Raw genomic sequence first — 16771 nt, forward strand, 5'->3', positions numbered from 1 at the left:
TTTAAAAATCATAATTTAATTATAACAAAAAAAATATGATTTTAGTATTTTACCAATCAATTGATTGAATTTTACCCACTTTTAAGCCATAATGAAAAGCTTTATTTGCATTAATTCGAATAACACCTAAAGCACTTTGAGAGCCTAAGTACTTAATAAACACAACACTTTCTCCATCACTTGAAAATCTTGGAAAAAGATTTTTACCATTTGCGGTGAGTTGTCTTATGTAATCACTTTGAGTTGACATCAAGTAAAGATTAAAAACTCCGCTTTGATTTACTTCTCTGCTAGAATAAACCATGTAGTGTTTATAAGTAGAAACCGAAGAATTATTTTTACCATGAAAAACAACTTGTTCTGTTAAATTTGAATCTAAATTTTGCATAAAAATATTTGGATAGCCTAAGCGATCAGACACAAATACAATTTTTTTATCACCATCAACAAAATTGCCATTTACATCAATACCCATATAGTTTGTAATTTGTGTCAGATTTTTTGAATCTACATCATACAAGTATACATCAGGTTGGTCTTTTGGAGCCATGGTAAGTAAAATTTTTTTACCATCATCACTCACATCAGAAGCAACCATCATACCTTTGCTAGCAATAATTTTTGTTATATTTTTATTTTTCATATTATATTTATAAAGAGTTGGAATCTCATCTTCATAGGCAGTAAAATAAAATGCATTTTGTTCTTTATTTGCCCATTTAGGAAACAAATTTAAACCTTTTGAAATCAATACTTTTTGGTAAGTTAAAGTATAATCTGCTAATAAAATATCACTTTGCTTACTACCTTGTGTTCTAGCTATTAAAATTTTATGATCCATCCAATCAACCGGAGCAAAACCTAACTTTTTATTCATTTGGGCAACACTTCTATGTGCTAAAAATGGATACTCTTCGATGGAAAGAATTTGTTCGTAAAATCTTGTTTTAGTTTCATTTGCAGCTAAAATTTCAACATCAATATCTAAAAGTTTACCGTTTTTATTTAATATATAAGAAAAAATATAATCACCTTGTTTTTCATCTTGAGTTATCTCAAAATTTGAACTTACTTTTATATCATTAACAAGCATGTTATAAAAACTTTTTTTAAGATCTAAATCATTCAATTTAGACTGATCTTTAATATAAATTTTTGGCAATTGCATACCTTTATTAACAACAGATATTGTTGCATCTTGTCCAAATAATACTGAACAAAAAAATAAAAATACTAGTATTTTTTTCATTGTTTCTCCGTTTTAAACTCAATTATATCACTAAGTTGCATTTTAATTTTTCTTATTTTACCATTTGGAGGTAAAGTTATGTATTTTCCTTCTAAATTTTGTAAAAATTCTTTTGCTTTTTTATCAAAATTATCACTATGTGCACTAGTAGTGTTTAACAGGTAAAAATAACCATTATTATCAATTACAAATTCTACTTCTATACTTAAATTACCACTAGGATTATAAATTCTCCATCTATCTTCAAGATATTTTCTAACAGCGCCTAAGAATTGATCATAAACCCCTACTTTTTGCTCCATGACAGATTGACCTAATTCTTGATTTATTTTTAAATTTTCATTGAGTTGCTTAGAAAAATCATTGATTTTTTCTCTTTGGGCAAAAGTAGGTTTTTTTGAAGGCATAGAAGATTGCACTTTAGTCGTTTTTTCTTCTTGATAGTCTTCTATTTTACCAAACAACTCATTAAAAACACTTGCTTGTTGTTCTATATTTTGGGTGTTAACGCTTTTATTGGTAGTGTATTTTTGTAGAAGATTTTCTTCAAATAAACTTTGTAGATTTTCTTTTTGTAATTCTTGTATCATATTTACTTGATTTTGATTTATGCTATCTCCAAGTTCTATATTGATAAAACTATTAGGATCATCAGTATATTCAATGGCTTTTGGTTTATACTCAACCAACTTAAAAAATACCAAAAAAACAACAAAAAAATAAACTAAAGTTGCATAAATAAAAGCTTTAAGATTATGTGTAGAATTTTCTTCCATTTTTTACTCAGTTTGCAAAGCAACTTTTTGGAAACCTAAATGTTTCATTGTTCTTAAAACACTCATTACATCATCATATTTTAGATTCTTATCTGCTCTGATAAAAACTGTCTCTTGAGTATTATACTGAACTTTTAAAGCATTCATATTATCCGCAAAACTTATAAAATCAAATTTATCTTTTCCTATAAAAATTTCTTTTTTTGCATTAATTGTTATAATCAAACTTTTAATATTTGGCGCACTTGAAGTTTTTTGCGAACCTTGAGGAAGTTGAACTTTTTCTTCATATGTGATGCTTGGTGCTGTTACCATTAAAATAGCAAGCAACACAAGCATAATATCTACCAAAGGTGTAATATTGAGTTCAGGTTTTTCTTCTAAAAACATTAACTATACCTTTGTAGAGCTTACCAATACTTTGATCTCGCTATCTAAGATATTAATCAATTCATAGGCTTTACGTTTAATAATCAAATGAAAACTGTATGCAGGAATCGCTACTAAAATTCCACAACCTGTAGCCACTAAAGCTTCACTGATTTTAGGAGCTATAATGCTTAAAGAATTTTGCATCTCTAAGCCACCAAAAGTTTCAAGTATAGAAATAACCGTGCCAAAAAGACCTATAAAAGGAGAGGTTGAAGCGATAATGCTAAGCCAAGTTAACCCTACCGTAGCTTTTTTTTCTACAGAATTTTTATAAATATTCATCTTTGTTTCATCAACTTCAACACATTTTTTTAAAATTGATGCACTTTGACTTAAATCTTTTTCGCCTCTCATTAAAACTTCTAAAGCCTGGCTTTCATTTTGAGTCCATTTATTAATAAGCATCAACCTTGAAAATAATATACTAAAACTAAGTATAAAATACACCGAAAGCCAAGCTAATACTATATAAGTGATTAAGCTTGTATTTTCAAAAAAATGAAAAATTGCTTGAAAATCCACTATTTTTGCCTTACATTATTATCCATTTTAGCAAAAGTAGAAGCAAGTGCAATATTATCACTGCTCATAGATTTAATTAAATCTTTTGCTTCTTCTAATCTTTTTGCTATTTCACTATCACTATTTCCTCCAACCCATACAGCGCCTTTTGCTAAAACACTCACTTTAGTTTCAGAAATTTTTGCATGACCTGAATCAATAGCAACTAATTCATGAGTTGAATCTGATTTTTCTATATCTATAATTCCTGCTTTTAAAGAAGAGATTAAAGATGCATGTCCTTTTAAAACACCAAATTCACCCTCGCTTCCAGGAAGAACTACCAATCTTGCATCCCCTTGATAAATCATACCAAGGGGTGTAATGATTTCTAAAGATATTAAATCTTGCATAAATTAACCTTTTTTAGCCTTATCCACTTTACAATTATCTAAACAAACGTCTTTTCTGCTAACTTCTTTAAGTGTTTCAGCTTTTGCTATAGCTTCATCTATATTACCAACCATATAAAAAGCATTTTCTGGTAAATCATCATATTTACCTTCTAAAATACCTTTAAATCCTGCAATTGTATCTTCTAAGCTGATATATTTTCCAGGGCTACCTGTGAAAACTTCAGCAACGAAGAATGGTTGAGATAGGAATTTTTCAATTTTTCTTGCTCTTTCAACAATCAATTTATCTTCTTCGCTTAACTCATCCATACCCAAAATAGCAATAATATCTTGCAAATCTTTATATTTTTGTAATACTGATTGTACTCCACGTGCTACTTTATAGTGCTCTTCACCAATAATTTGTGGATCAAGCATTCTTGAAGTAGAATCAAGTGGATCAACAGCTGGATAAATACCTTTTTCAGCAATTGATCTATTTAAAACTGTTGTTGCATCCAAGTGTGCAAAAACTGTTGCTGGTGCAGGGTCTGTTAAGTCATCTGCTGGTACATAAACTGCTTGAACTGAAGTAATAGATCCTTTTTTGGTTGAAGTAATTCTTTCTTGGAATTTACCCATTTCGCTAGCTAGGGTTGGCTGATAACCAACAGCCGAAGGAATTCTTCCTAAAAGCGCTGACATTTCTGAACCTGATTGAGAAAATCTAAAAATATTATCAATAAACATTAAAACATCAAGTCCCATTTCATCTCTAAAATACTCAGCCATAGTAAGACCTGTTAACGCAATACGATTTCTTGCTCCTGGTGGTTCATTCATTTGACCATAGCACAATGCAACTTTATCCAATACGTTACTTTCTTTCATTTCATTATAAAGGTCATTACCCTCACGAGTTCTTTCGCCAACACCTGCAAAAACCGAATATCCGCTGTGTTTAAATGCAACGTTGTGAATTAATTCCATAATAATAACGGTTTTACCAACACCTGCACCACCAAAAAGACCAACTTTACCACCCTTAGCATAAGGAGCTAGCAAATCAACAACCTTTATACCTGTTTCAAAGATTTCACTTTTTGTACTTTGCTCTTCAAATGGAGGCGGATCTCTATGAATTGACCAGTGTTTATCAAAATTGATTTCTTCACCCTCATCAATCAAATCACCCGTTACATTAAAAATTCTTCCAAGAACTTTTTCGCCTACTGGAACGCTAATTGGATTTCCAGTTGCGACAGCTGTTAAACCTCTAACAAGACCATCCGTCATATCCATAGCGATGGTTCTTACTTTATTATCGCCTAAATGTGCAGCTACTTCAAGAACTAGCTTGCATTCTTTTCCTTCTAATTCATAATTAACAATAATAGCTTCATTAATTTGTGGAAGATAGTCTTTAAATTCAACATCAACCACTGGTCCTAAAACTTGAGAAATAAAACCTTGCATCATCACTCCTAAATTTATTTCATTGACTCAACACCGCTGATGATTTCTATCAACTCGGTGGTAATAGATTCTTGTCTTGCTTTATTATAAGCTAAATTAAGTTGCTTAACTCTAGCTTTTGCATTATTGGTTGCATTATCCATGGCTTGCATTCTAGCACTATGTTCAGCTGCCAAAGAATCAACCAAAGAAAAATACATGTTATATTCAAAATAAGTTTTTAGCAAATCGTTTAAAATTTCTTCATCTTCTGGTTCTAAGTCCATTAAAGATTCAGACTTTTGTTCTTCTTTACCAACAATAGCTTCTACTGGCAACAACTCATTAATACGAATTTCTTGAGAAATCATATTTTTATAACCATTGTGAATGATTACAATTTTATCTGTCACGCCATTTACAAAATCATCAACAGCTTTTTGGATAATAGCACAAGCCTTATCATAATCTGGACTTGAACTTGTATCTAAATATTTTTCCAAAATTTCTATATTTTGAAAATTAAAATATTCTATACCTGTTTTACCAATAGCTCTTAATCTTACCTTGATTTTTTTTGTTTTGCAATCTTCAAGCATTTCATTTACGGCTTTAATGGTTTTAATATTAAATCCACCACACAAACCCTTATCGGCTGTGACAAAAATAATATCCATTTTTTCTATATTATCTTTTTTTCTAAAAAATGGAAGTTTGTCATCAAGCCCATCGTATTGATTGATCTTGAACGCAATTTCTGATAAAACTTCATCGATTTTTTGAGCAAAAACCTTTGATTTTTTAGCTGCCTCTTCTGCTTTTCTTAGTTTAGCAGTAGAGACAAGCTTCATCGCATTGGTTGTCTTTTGTGTATTGTGAACACTTTTTATTTTTCTTTTAATTTCTTTTAAATTAGACATTTAAAAACCTTATATATGGTTTGCTTTAAACTCACTCAATGCTTTAGCTAGTTTTTCTTCTAAATCTTTATCTAAAGCTTTTTTAGTTCTAATTTGCTCAAAAATTTCTGGATACTTAGCCTCAATAAATGGATATAAAGCTGCTTCAAATTCTCCAATTTTCGAAACTGCAACATCATCTAAATAACCTTTAGTGCCTGCAAAAATAATCACAACTTGATTTTCTGGTGAAAGAGGAGAATATGGAGGTTGCTTTAAAACTTCAACCATTCTTTGTCCACGCTCAAGTTGTTTTCTACTAGCTTCATCCAAATCACTTGCAAATTGTGCAAAAGCTTGCAATTCTCTATACTGAGCTAAATCAAGTCTTAATGTACCTGAAACTTGCTTTGTTGCTTTAATTTGCGCAGCACCACCAACACGAGATACAGATAAACCAACATTAATCGCAGGACGAATACCTGAGTTAAATAAATCTGTTTCTAAGAAAATTTGACCATCTGTAATTGAAATAACATTGGTTGGAATATAAGCTGAAACATCCCCTGCTTGAGTTTCAATAATAGGAAGTGCAGTCAAGCTTCCCGCGCCAAGCTCATCGCTTAATTTACTTGCTCTTTCAAGCAATCTTGAATGCAGATAGAACACATCACCAGGATAAGCCTCACGACCTGGGGGACGACGTAAAATCAAAGACATTTCACGGTATGCAACAGCATGTTTACTTAAATCATCATAAACGATCAATGCATGTCTTGAATTATCTCTAAAATATTCACCCATAGTTACCCCAGCATATGGCGCAAGATACTGTAACGCAGCAGGATCTGATGCACCCGCATTCACCACTATAGTATAATCCATTGCACCATATTCTTCAAGCTTTTTAACTACTTGAGCTACAGTACTTTGTTTTTGGCCAATTGCAACATAAATACAAATAACATCTTTACCTTTTTGACTAATAATTGTATCAATTGCTACAGTTGTTTTACCTGTTTGTCTATCACCGATGATTAATTCTCTTTGTCCTCTACCAATTGGAACTAAAGCATCAATAGCTTTAATACCCGTATGTAATGGCTCATGAACGCTTTTTCTAGCCATAATACCTTTTGCTTTTTCTTCTACAAAACGATATTCGCTCGCTTCAATTACGCCTTTAGCATCAATTGGCTCTCCTAAAGCATTTACAACACGTCCTATTAATGCATCTCCAACTGGAACTTTTAAAAGTTTTTTTAATCTTTTTACAGAACTTCCTTCTTTAAGTCCAAGTCCTTTACCTAAGATAACAATACCAACACTTGATTCTTCAAGGTTAAGAACCATTCCTTTTTCGCCATTTTCAAATTCAACCATCTCTCCAGCCATAGCATTTTTAAGGCCATATACCTTAGCAACACCATCGGCAACTGAAATAATTTTACCGGTTTCTTCTATTTCAAGATTAAAGTCAAATTTTTCAATTCTTTCTTTTATAATAGAACTAATTTCATCTGCTTTAAATTTCATCAAATCTCCTTAAATTGCTTTTAATATATATTCATTCATCTTAGCTTTTAAGCTTTGCATTGAAAATGAAATTTCATATCCAAGTCCATCTAAGCTAATTTTTACACTGTCATTATCACTTATTTTACTATCTAATCTAATTTTTGCATTAAATTTAAGACTAAGTTTTTCCTCTAAATTTTTAATTTCTTCTTCGCTTAATTTTTCTTTTGAATAAACTTGTCCTAAAAATGTATTTTCTTTTGATGCTTTTTGTTCACTTAATTCTTTAGTGATTTCTGGAATTAACATTTCTCTTTTATTATCCACAATCAAATTTATAAAATTTTTAAAAGCTTCACTTGGATTATTCAATAATGAAAGTATTAACTCTAATTTTTTGTCTTGCTTTATTTCGTATGAATTTAAAATATCTATAAATTTATTAGATGCAAAAGCTGAGCTTAACTCTAACAAATTAGAATAAAAATCTTCAAAATCATTTCTTTCTAATATTGCCTTTGCATATGTTTTAGCAATTACTTTTTCCATCAAGACACCTTTTTCATCATGATATTTAAAATTTCTTTTTGTTGTAGCTGTAAATTTTGATCTTCAAAAATTTCTTCTAAAACTGCTTGCACAACTTCTTTTTCCATTTTTCTTATTTCATATTCTTTGTGCTCTTCGTAAGTTTTTTCTAGAGCTTTAATTTCCATTTTTGTTTCATTCTCGATTTTTTCAGTAATAATTTCTGCCTCTTTTTTTGCAAGAGCAACTGCATTAACAGCTTCTTGCTTGGCCAAATCTAATTTTTTCATCATTTCTAATTTATGATTTTTACTTGCAATAAGTTTTTCTTGAATTTCATTCATTCTAGATGCAATCTTTGCAATTCTACCATTGTAGAAATTTTTCAAAGGTGTTGCTATGAAATAATACAAAATAGCAGCAAATAAAACAAAATTCACCGCTCTTGGAATAATATCATACTCACCACTTCCATTACCTGCTGCAAAAGCATAAAAAGGAAGTATTGATAATAATGTAATTTTTTTCAACATTTATCTTCCTTAAATTTTACTCAAGCTATTTTTAAAGCTTTGTTTAAATTCTGGCATTTTTAAACGCATTTCTTCTTTTAACTCTTTTTCTTTTTCTTTTAGACTTTTAAGAAAAACAAGCATTTGATCTTCTAATTCTCTTTTTCTTGCTGATAATTCTTTTTCTTGTTTTAATTTAGCTTCTTCTATAGCTTTTGCTTTGATTTGATTGATTTCATCTCTTGTTTGGATATGAATTTTTTCCAACTCACTTTCCACATTTGAAACATCATCAGAATTTTTTTTCATTTTTTCTTCATCATTTTTTATGGTTAAATCTCTAGAATCCATAAATTTAATCAAAGGTTTATAGAGCATAGAATTTAAAATCGCTATCATAAGCAAAAAAATGACACCGGTGGCTATCATGATGGAAAAATGTACATCATTAAACATTAATACTCCTAAATAAATCTAAATAAAACGTGAAATTATAGCAAAATATACCTAAAAACATATTTAATTTAATATCTTTAGAAATTCCCTAACTTCATCTTCATTTTCAAAATTTATAGTAATTTTTAAATCTTTCGCATTTACTTTTAAGCCTAAAGATTCAATTTTTTCTTTTAAATTTATTATAGATTGATATTGTTTGTTTGAAGTTGCGTTTTTTTCTAATTGGTTTGTGTTTTTAAAATTTTTAATTAACTTTTCGGTATCTCTTACATTGAGTTTTTGCCCTATGATAGTATCAACTATCATTTTTTCTTCTTCTTTTTCAAGTCCCACTAAAACTTTTGCATGACCTTGTGAAATTTTACCTTCTATAATGAAATTTTGCGTTTGCTCGTTTAAATTTAAAAGTCTTAAAGTATTAGCAATTTGAGGTCTTGATTTATGGATAAGATCTGCTAATTTTTCTTGAGTAATATTATGAATTTCTAACAACTCTTTATAAGAATGTGCTAATTCTATAGGGTTTAAATTTTCTCTTTGAATATTTTCTATTAAAGCAAGCTCACGTAATTTTATATCATCTACATTTAAAACTACAGCTTTAATCTGTTCTTTTTCTAAAAGCTTACATGCTCTAAATCTTCTCTCACCTGCTATTAAAATATAATCAAATTCATCTTTTTTAAAAACCACAACAGGCTGAATCAAGCCATATTCTTTAATAGAACCTGCAAGTTCTTCTAAAGCTTGGGTATCAAAATTTTTTCTTGGTTGATAAGGGTTTGGGCTAATTAAATCTATATCAATTTCTTCTATTCTGCCTTCATTGGAGCCTAATTCTTTTTCATAAACCTCATCAATATCAGCCAAAATACTACTTAAACCTCTTCCTAATGCACTTTTTTTTGCCATTTTTTATCCTAATATAGAATGTGCTAAATTTTGATATGCCACCGAACCTGGGGATTTTATATCATAAAGTATAATAGGCTTTCCATAGCTTGGACTTTCAGCAAGTTTTACATTTCTTGGTATGATGATGAAATCATCTTCATTATCACCTGTTCTAAATAACTTTTGTTTGAAATTTTGCTTTAAATCTTCCACAGTATCTTTTGAAAGATTATTTTGTGAGCTATACATAGTTGGCAAAAAGCCTTTTATTTTTAGTTTTGGATTGATAGTTTTTTTCACAAACTTAATAGTGTTTAAAACCATCGCAACGCCCTCAAGTGCATAAAACTCACATTGTATAGGGATAATAACACTATCACTTGCTGCAAAAGCATTCACTGTAATGCTTCCAAGCGCAGGAGGTGAGTCAATGATAATAAAATCATAATCTTTAGCAATTTCTTTGATTTTTTCTCTTAAAATTGTTCTATATTCTCCACTTTCTTTTACTACTTCTTGCTCAATTCCAACCAAAGAAATATTTGATGGAGCTAAGTATAATTGCGGAAGCTCAGTTTTTAAAATAATCTCAGAAAGTTTTTTCCTACCTATAAAAACATGATAAATATTATATTCATAATTACTTCTATTAAAACCAAGTCCTGTTGTAGCATTAGCTTGTGGATCAATATCTATCAAAAGAACCTTTTTTTCAGCTACTGCCAAAGAAGCCGCTAGATTAATAGCGGTAGTAGTTTTACCCACCCCGCCTTTTTGATTTGCAATAGTTATTATCTCACTCATCTTAAACTATATATCCTTTTATTATCTAACAATATAGAACCATCTTTATACAACAAAGCATCTTTTAAAGATAAAATCTTACCTTCATTATGTATAAAAAAATTTCTTGATTTTTCAAATTCTAGCATATACTTGCTAAAAATATTCTTCCATAAAATTTTCTCATCTACATAAGAAAAATACTCATTTAAAAGTTTTGCTATATCCACTTCTATATCTAAAATTTCAGCATTAAATGGGGCGTATTTAAGATTAATCCCCATTCCTACAACCAAAAAATCATTGATTTTAGAACTCATCAATCCGCCTATTTTTTTATCTTCTATATAAAAATCATTAGGCCATTTAATCCATACTTTTGAATTTTGTCTTTGCAATACTTCTTTCATTAAAAATGCAAAGTATATACTAGCAGAAGCCAAAGGAAGATCTTGTGTTAATTCTTGAGTTTTTATGCAAAAAGATACATGCAAATTTCCTTGCTTACTTTGCCAAGTATTATCTCTACTGCCTATACCAGCACTTTGGATAAAAGCACAAATGGCTGTATTGTTAGTAATTTCTCCACTGCGAATTTTATCACTTAAATAAACTTGAGTTGATTCAAGTTCATCAAAATAAACTATCTCCAAGTTTTAACCTTTTTCCATTTAAATAAGTCTTAGCATCTAAAGCTTTTTTTCCACTTTCTTGTAAAGTTTTAATCCTTAAAATACCTTTTGCACACGAAAGCAAAAAGCTTTCCTTTTCTACTTGCAAAATCACACCTGGTTTTTGAGTTTTTTCACTATCAATTAGCTCTATGTCTAAAAATTTCAAACCATTTTCTAAAAAAATTCCAGGCCAAGGTGCAAAAGCTAGAAATTTTTGATAAATTTCACTTGCATTATTTAAAGCAATCAAGCCATCTTCTTTTTTAATTTTTTTACAATGTGTAACTAAACTTTCATCTTGCTTTTTTGGGACAATTTTTTCAAAATTCAAAAGTGTAGAAATAGTAAGCTTAGCTGCTAAATTTGAAAGCATAATAAAAACTTCAGCTGAATTTTTACCTGCGATATCACATTCTATACTTTCTAAAATAGCACCACTATCAAGGCCTTCTTCCATAAGCATAGTACAAACCCCGCTTATTTTATCCCCATTTAAAATAGCACTTTGTATAGGCGAAGCGCCACGATATTTAGGAAGCAAGGAAGCATGTAAATTGATACAAGGAGTAATATCTAAAATTTCTTTTGGTAAAATCTTCCCATAAGCAGCAACAACTATAAAGTCAGGTTTTAAGCTTTTTATTCCATTGACTATGTTTTCATCTTTTAAGCTTTTTGGAGTGAAAATTTCTATATTTAAATTATTTTCCAAAACAAACTTTTTAGTATCACTTGGAGTTAAAATTTGTTTTCTACCCACAGGTTTATCAGGTTGAGTAAATAAGGCTTGGACATTAAATCCTTTATCGACAAGCTCTTTTAAAATACATGTTGCATAAGAGGGAGTTCCCATAAAAATGATATTTTTCATAGTACCGCTATCCTTTTTTGATAAGTTTTTATAGCTTTTTGATATGAAAGCTCAAGATAATCTTTAAAAATTTCAAAATTTTTTCTTGAAGGATTGTTAATACAAATATATCCCATATAAGCATAAATTGGATGAGGCATGATAAGATCAAGTATAGAAAAATCATAATTTAAACTAACAATCTCACCCTTTAAAGCTTTTTTAGGTTTTTGACCAAAAAGATTTTGGTAATCTTGATCACAAAGAGAGCAACTTAGACGAAACACACCTTCTCTATTTAAATTCGAAGCTTTATCATTTATGCCATCATTTTCTTTAATAGTACAAAAATAAACTCCGTTTTTTAAAACCTTATTGGGATTATAAAAAAAGCTATGTTCTTTATAGGTAAATTTATATACCAAACCTTTAAAATTGGACTTGATATATTCTTGGATAAAATCTATAGTTAATTTTTCACTCATTAAAGATTATTTTGACTTCTAATTTTTTTAACTTCTTCTAAAAGCATAAATTTAAGCTCTTTTAAACCTGTTTTTTCAAGGCTTGATACTTTAATAAAAAAGCTTTGTGGATTATTTTGACTTTGTAAATAAGCTTTTAACTCATTATAATCATCTTCCATTTTTTGTGCAAATTCCTCACCTAAATTTACACTATCACTTTTTGAAAGCATTAAGCCAAAATTTCTTGCATAAAGCTTGCTTGAAAATTTTTCTAATTCTTTTCTTAAAATGCAAAATTGTTCTTTTAAACTCATATCTCTTAATGGATCAAGCACAAAAAGTAAAAAAGAAGTTCTTTCTATGTGTCTTAAAAACTCAAGTCCCAAACCCCTACCATCGCTTGCACCTTCTATAATACCTGGAATGTCTGCCATTACAAAAGAATTATAATCATCTACTTCAACCATACCAAGTTTTGGAGTTAAAGTAGTAAATTCATAATTAGCTATTTCAGGTCTTGCATTAGATACTACGCTTATAAGAGTAGATTTTCCTACATTTGGAAAGCCTACAAGTCCAACATCTGCTATGAGTTTTAACTCTAAGCGCACACTTAAGGTTTTTCCTGTCACACCTGGTTGAGCATAATCTGGGCGTTGATTAGTAGAGTTTTTAAAGTGAGTATTACCAAGGCCACCTTTACCACCTTTTAAAAAGAGTTCTTTTTGACCTTCTACTAGCATATCAAGTAAAACTTCCCCACTTTGTGCATCAATTACTTGGGTGCCTTGAGGGACAATCAACTCTAAACTTTCCCCTCTTTTACCATTTTTATTACGACCCAAACCCGGTTGGCCATTTTGCGCTTTAAGTTCTTTTTTGCCTTTAAAGTGCGCTAGGGTATGGGTATTGTTATCACATATAAAATACACATCACCACCATTTCCGCCATCGCCACCATCAGGTCCACCAAGTGGAACATGTTTTTCACGGCGAAAACTCACAGCACCTTTACCACCATTACCTGAACTTAAAACTAATTTTACATTATCTATAAACATACAATCACCAAAGTATAAATTTTTAAAATGATATTATATTTTTTTTAATATATTAAGATTAAAAAGAAGAAAAAGGCTACAAGGTAGCCTTTAAATTATGCAGGATAAACAGAAACTTTTTTTCTATTTTTATCTTTTCTTTCAAATTTTACAAAACCATCAATTAAAGCAAAAATTGTATGATCTTTTCCCATGCCTACGTTATTACCTGCATGAGTTGCTGTTCCTCTTTGGCGAATGATAATGTTACCAGCGCGAACAAATTCTCCACCAAATTTTTTAACACCTAGACGACGACCTATAGAATCACGATTATTCTGAGTTGAACCTTGACCTTTCTTGTGTGCCATTCTTTACTCCTTAAGCTTTAATATCTACTACTCTAACGCGAGTAAATTGTCTTCTAAAACCGCGTTTTAATTTTGAGTCTTTTCTACGTCTTTTTTTATAAATCACAACTTTTTTGTCTTTTCCATGAGCAATCACTTCTAAAACAACTTTTGCACCCGCAACAAACGGCGCACCTACCTTTAATTCTTTATCGCATACAGCAAGAACTTCACTTACTTCTACGCTTGATTTTGCTTCAGCTTCAAAACGATCTAGTTTAAGCTCATCACCTTGGCTTACTCTGTATTGTTTTCCACTGTGTTTTATAATAGCATACATACAGCTATCCTTTCTTAAAATATTTTGGTAGCACCATAAAGCATTATGTATAAAACATAAATTTAAAAAGCTTTAGTGGTTAAAACTTGAGATTATACTCAAAATAATTTTAAATTTAGGTTAATTACCAACCTAAATTTACTGTACCATTTGGATTTACACTATGTTGTTTTTCCATTCCAACACCGCTATCATCTAAAGGTCTACAAATATCATCTTTTTTAACACTTCCTTCAAGAATTTTAGCATATGATAGTTTTGGTGTTGAGCGGATAATTTGAACCTTTCCACTTTTTGTTTCTATTCTTGCTGTATTTTCTTTAGTATAAGCATCCTTTATCACTTCACCCAAAGAATAACACTCATAGATTTCATCATTACTCAAAGTTTGCGAGAAGACTACTTCATTATTACTAACTTGTGCAACTTTTAAAGGATAAATAGCATTTAAAATATCATCTGAAATTTTCTTTGCAATTTTTTCACTTAGCTTTTCACTAGCTACTAAAGAATCACCTTTAACAGAAGCTGACATGGTTAAAGTATTTGAAAATTTAATTTGTCTGGTGGCAAATAAAAGCACGCGATAATCCACCACAACATCTATTTTATTTTTATTTCCTTTGGTTTTAAGATCTACTCCACCTACATGAAATAACAAAATATAATCAGTAGCTAAAACATTCTTAAGTTTGTAAATTTCATCTTTATGCGTATTAGATGAATTTATCAAAGCTTTCTCCATTTCATAATAACCTTTAGAATCTCTATCTAAAACATTAAATTTCCTACTTTGAAGCAAATCTGTGATAATTTTTTGCTGTAAAATATTTCCAAGTTCTTGGTATTTAAAAGAGGTATTAAATACCGTAATACTTCTTCTACTATCTGGCTTATAACCTGGTATTTGATATTTTTTATGAGTAGTAGTTTTAAAAATGGTTACATTTGCTATGTATTTATCGTTTTCTTGAACCACGCTATCAATTTCATATGCATCAACTCTGCCTTTTGTAGCTTTTATGATTTGCTCTTTATAGCTATCTTCTATATTAGTCTTTTTATTATTTGAATTTACCCCGACAAAAGACTGCTTAGTTGAGTCGATATTAACACCATTTAATTTACCAATAGCTTCTATTATGGCATTATTTATTGCCTCTTCTCTGCTAGCTCCTATACCCTCGCCCGTACTTGAATTGGTAGTGCTTGTGGTGATTATTTTGGCATATAAACTCAAATGAAAACATAAAATCAAAATACAAATTTGTAATATCTTCATAAATTTTTCCTAAAAATCATCTATATCATTTACAACATTAGAACTTCTTTGTATATTAGAAGACTTTTTAGGTTCAGTTTTTGGGACACTAATGTTTGAATTTGATTTTAAAGCTTCGTTAATATTTGCCACATTATCATAAGAATAAAATCTTACAACACCTACATGTTCTATACCATTTTCGCTTGTATAATTCCATCTTTTAAGTGTTCCTATGCCTTTGATTTTTCCGCTAGCACTTGCTTTTATTTTTGTATTGATTTTTTCTACAATATTTGTGAAATCTTGAATTTGTTCTTGAGTAGTGTTGTCATTGATATTTAAGCTTTGCTTGATGATTTCTTCATAACTTTCACCTGTAGTTTTTTCATCTTTTAAACTTAAATTTGTATTGATAAATTCAATTATAGCTGCATCAGCCATAGTTGAAGCTGTATCTTTAGCTCTATCTTCTAATATATTTGTCTTCTTGGCATTATTTGCATCAGCAATATAACCCCAATTTCCATAGCTTAAAATAACCGGTGAACCTTTTTCATCATAAACTAAGCGAATACCATATTCATTAAGAAAGCCTTTATTGTCTTTTGGTAAATACTCGTTGATATTTTTTCCTTTACCTTTGATGTTGCTTTGACGCGCTAAAGACATATCTTTAGCAAGTTGACGAGTTTTTTTAGAAACAACTGCAATTACACCAATATCATATTGCCCTCTTCTTTGCGTAACTATAGTTTGCACTGGAATTAAACCGCTCATTGAACCAACTGCACTAGTAATTGTTTTATTAAGAAACTCTTCTTTTAATAAAATCTTTTTTCTTTCCTCTGTTAAACCTTCTACATTAATACCCAAATCTCTCAAAGCTTTATCTAATTTTGCACCACTTAATTGAACCAGTTTATCAAAAATTTGCCCTACAACACTTCCTTTTGGTAGTTCTTCAAATTCTTTTGCATTAGTAGAATTATCAGCTTCGTAATTTTGAATTTTACTCACTGCCATTCTTCCAAAGGCATCTTCAATAAAATCAGACTGTAAATTAAGCATAGCTTTTTGGTAAGCATTTTGCAAAGCTTGAGCAAATTGAGGATCGCTATCGCTTAGCGCAACTACACTTCTACCCGTATAAAAGGTTTTTCCATCTTTTGTAATACCATATTCTATACCAAAATTATCTGCAAATTCTTCAAAAAAATCATCTAAAGATTTTGGAGTAATATCTTTAGAGCTAGCATCTGACATTTCATTTTGAATTTTAATATCTTCTTGAGTAATTTCAACTTGTGGAATTGCTTGAGCATAAAGAAAACTCGCTACCAATAATGATCCAATAACAAATCTTTTTTTCATCATATCTTTCCTTG

At 30.0% G+C, this 16771-nt stretch carries 21 protein-coding genes; all 21 read right to left on the reverse strand.

The features are described 5' to 3' along the window. Positions 1–49 precede the first annotated feature (49 nt). On the reverse strand, positions 50–1249 hold the full coding sequence (gene tolB / locus L8V79_RS04880) for a Tol-Pal system protein TolB (RefSeq protein WP_173787091.1): 1200 nt from the start codon (positions 1247–1249) through the stop codon (positions 50–52). Further along, a complete protein-coding gene (locus L8V79_RS04885; protein WP_039667927.1) occupies positions 1246–2025 on the reverse strand; it encodes a Tol-Pal system subunit TolA in 780 nt (259 codons plus the stop codon). Before L8V79_RS04885 ends, tolB begins: the two co-directional genes overlap by 4 nt. A 3-nt stretch (positions 2026–2028) precedes the next feature. Beyond that, positions 2029–2415 (reverse strand): ExbD/TolR family protein, encoded by a 387-nt coding sequence (locus tag L8V79_RS04890; RefSeq protein WP_012660945.1) that lies wholly within the window; start codon positions 2413–2415, stop codon positions 2029–2031. Between the two features lie 3 nt (positions 2416–2418). Beyond that, a complete protein-coding gene (locus L8V79_RS04895) occupies positions 2419–2979 on the reverse strand; it encodes a MotA/TolQ/ExbB proton channel family protein (protein WP_263702725.1) in 561 nt (186 codons plus the stop codon). Beyond that, positions 2979–3371: an ATP synthase F1 subunit epsilon gene (atpC, locus tag L8V79_RS04900; RefSeq protein ID WP_263702726.1), complete on the reverse strand. Its 393-nt coding sequence runs from the start codon at positions 3369–3371 to the stop codon at positions 2979–2981. Before atpC ends, L8V79_RS04895 begins: the two co-directional genes overlap by 1 nt. A 3-nt stretch (positions 3372–3374) precedes the next feature. Continuing rightward, on the reverse strand, positions 3375–4829 hold the full coding sequence (atpD, locus tag L8V79_RS04905; RefSeq protein ID WP_039667925.1) for a F0F1 ATP synthase subunit beta: 1455 nt from the start codon (positions 4827–4829) through the stop codon (positions 3375–3377). Between the two features lie 14 nt (positions 4830–4843). Continuing rightward, a complete protein-coding gene (gene atpG, locus L8V79_RS04910; RefSeq protein ID WP_263663543.1) occupies positions 4844–5728 on the reverse strand; it encodes an ATP synthase F1 subunit gamma in 885 nt (294 codons plus the stop codon). A 9-nt stretch (positions 5729–5737) separates the two neighbouring features. Next, on the reverse strand, positions 5738–7243 hold the full coding sequence (gene atpA / locus L8V79_RS04915; RefSeq protein ID WP_012660940.1) for a F0F1 ATP synthase subunit alpha: 1506 nt from the start codon (positions 7241–7243) through the stop codon (positions 5738–5740). A 9-nt stretch (positions 7244–7252) separates the two neighbouring features. Next, on the reverse strand, positions 7253–7774 hold the full coding sequence (locus tag L8V79_RS04920) for a F0F1 ATP synthase subunit delta (RefSeq protein ID WP_263702727.1): 522 nt from the start codon (positions 7772–7774) through the stop codon (positions 7253–7255). Then, positions 7774–8286, reverse strand: a complete 513-nt coding sequence (locus L8V79_RS04925; protein ID WP_263663540.1) for a F0F1 ATP synthase subunit B — start codon at positions 8284–8286, stop codon at positions 7774–7776. Before L8V79_RS04925 ends, L8V79_RS04920 begins: the two co-directional genes overlap by 1 nt. Positions 8287–8295: 9 nt before the next feature. Continuing rightward, the gene (locus L8V79_RS04930; RefSeq protein ID WP_263702728.1) at positions 8296–8721 is read right to left on the reverse strand and encodes a FoF1 ATP synthase subunit B'; all 426 of its coding nucleotides are present in this window, start codon (positions 8719–8721) and stop codon (positions 8296–8298) included. Positions 8722–8784: 63 nt separating this feature from the next. Next, positions 8785–9636: a ParB/RepB/Spo0J family partition protein gene (locus tag L8V79_RS04935; RefSeq protein ID WP_263702729.1), complete on the reverse strand. Its 852-nt coding sequence runs from the start codon at positions 9634–9636 to the stop codon at positions 8785–8787. Positions 9637–9639: 3 nt separating this feature from the next. Then, a complete protein-coding gene (locus L8V79_RS04940; RefSeq protein ID WP_012660935.1) occupies positions 9640–10422 on the reverse strand; it encodes a ParA family protein in 783 nt (260 codons plus the stop codon). After that, positions 10419–11054: a biotin--[acetyl-CoA-carboxylase] ligase gene (locus tag L8V79_RS04945; RefSeq protein ID WP_263702730.1), complete on the reverse strand. Its 636-nt coding sequence runs from the start codon at positions 11052–11054 to the stop codon at positions 10419–10421. Before L8V79_RS04945 ends, L8V79_RS04940 begins: the two co-directional genes overlap by 4 nt. Continuing rightward, on the reverse strand, positions 11035–11946 hold the full coding sequence (gene fmt / locus L8V79_RS04950) for a methionyl-tRNA formyltransferase (protein WP_263702731.1): 912 nt from the start codon (positions 11944–11946) through the stop codon (positions 11035–11037). Before fmt ends, L8V79_RS04945 begins: the two co-directional genes overlap by 20 nt. Continuing rightward, positions 11943–12410, reverse strand: a complete 468-nt coding sequence (locus L8V79_RS04955; RefSeq protein WP_263702732.1) for a DUF6194 family protein — start codon at positions 12408–12410, stop codon at positions 11943–11945. Before L8V79_RS04955 ends, fmt begins: the two co-directional genes overlap by 4 nt. Then, the gene (gene obgE / locus L8V79_RS04960; RefSeq protein ID WP_214134759.1) at positions 12410–13453 is read right to left on the reverse strand and encodes a GTPase ObgE; all 1044 of its coding nucleotides are present in this window, start codon (positions 13451–13453) and stop codon (positions 12410–12412) included. Before obgE ends, L8V79_RS04955 begins: the two co-directional genes overlap by 1 nt. A gap of 95 nt (positions 13454–13548) precedes the next feature. After that, positions 13549–13803: a 50S ribosomal protein L27 gene (rpmA, locus tag L8V79_RS04965; RefSeq protein ID WP_002862355.1), complete on the reverse strand. Its 255-nt coding sequence runs from the start codon at positions 13801–13803 to the stop codon at positions 13549–13551. Positions 13804–13813: 10 nt separating this feature from the next. Next, complete coding sequence (gene rplU / locus L8V79_RS04970; protein WP_039617324.1) at positions 13814–14122, reverse strand: 50S ribosomal protein L21; 309 nt, start codon at positions 14120–14122, stop codon at positions 13814–13816. Positions 14123–14246: 124 nt separating this feature from the next. Further along, positions 14247–15404, reverse strand: a complete 1158-nt coding sequence (locus L8V79_RS04975) for an LPP20 family lipoprotein (RefSeq protein ID WP_263702733.1) — start codon at positions 15402–15404, stop codon at positions 14247–14249. A gap of 9 nt (positions 15405–15413) precedes the next feature. Beyond that, positions 15414–16757, reverse strand: a complete 1344-nt coding sequence (locus L8V79_RS04980) for a DUF6844 domain-containing protein (protein WP_263702769.1) — start codon at positions 16755–16757, stop codon at positions 15414–15416. Positions 16758–16771 lie beyond the last annotated feature (14 nt).

It is taken from the genome of Campylobacter sp. IFREMER_LSEM_CL2194, assembly GCF_025771685.1.
Taxonomy (GTDB): Bacteria; Campylobacterota; Campylobacteria; order Campylobacterales; family Campylobacteraceae; genus Campylobacter_D.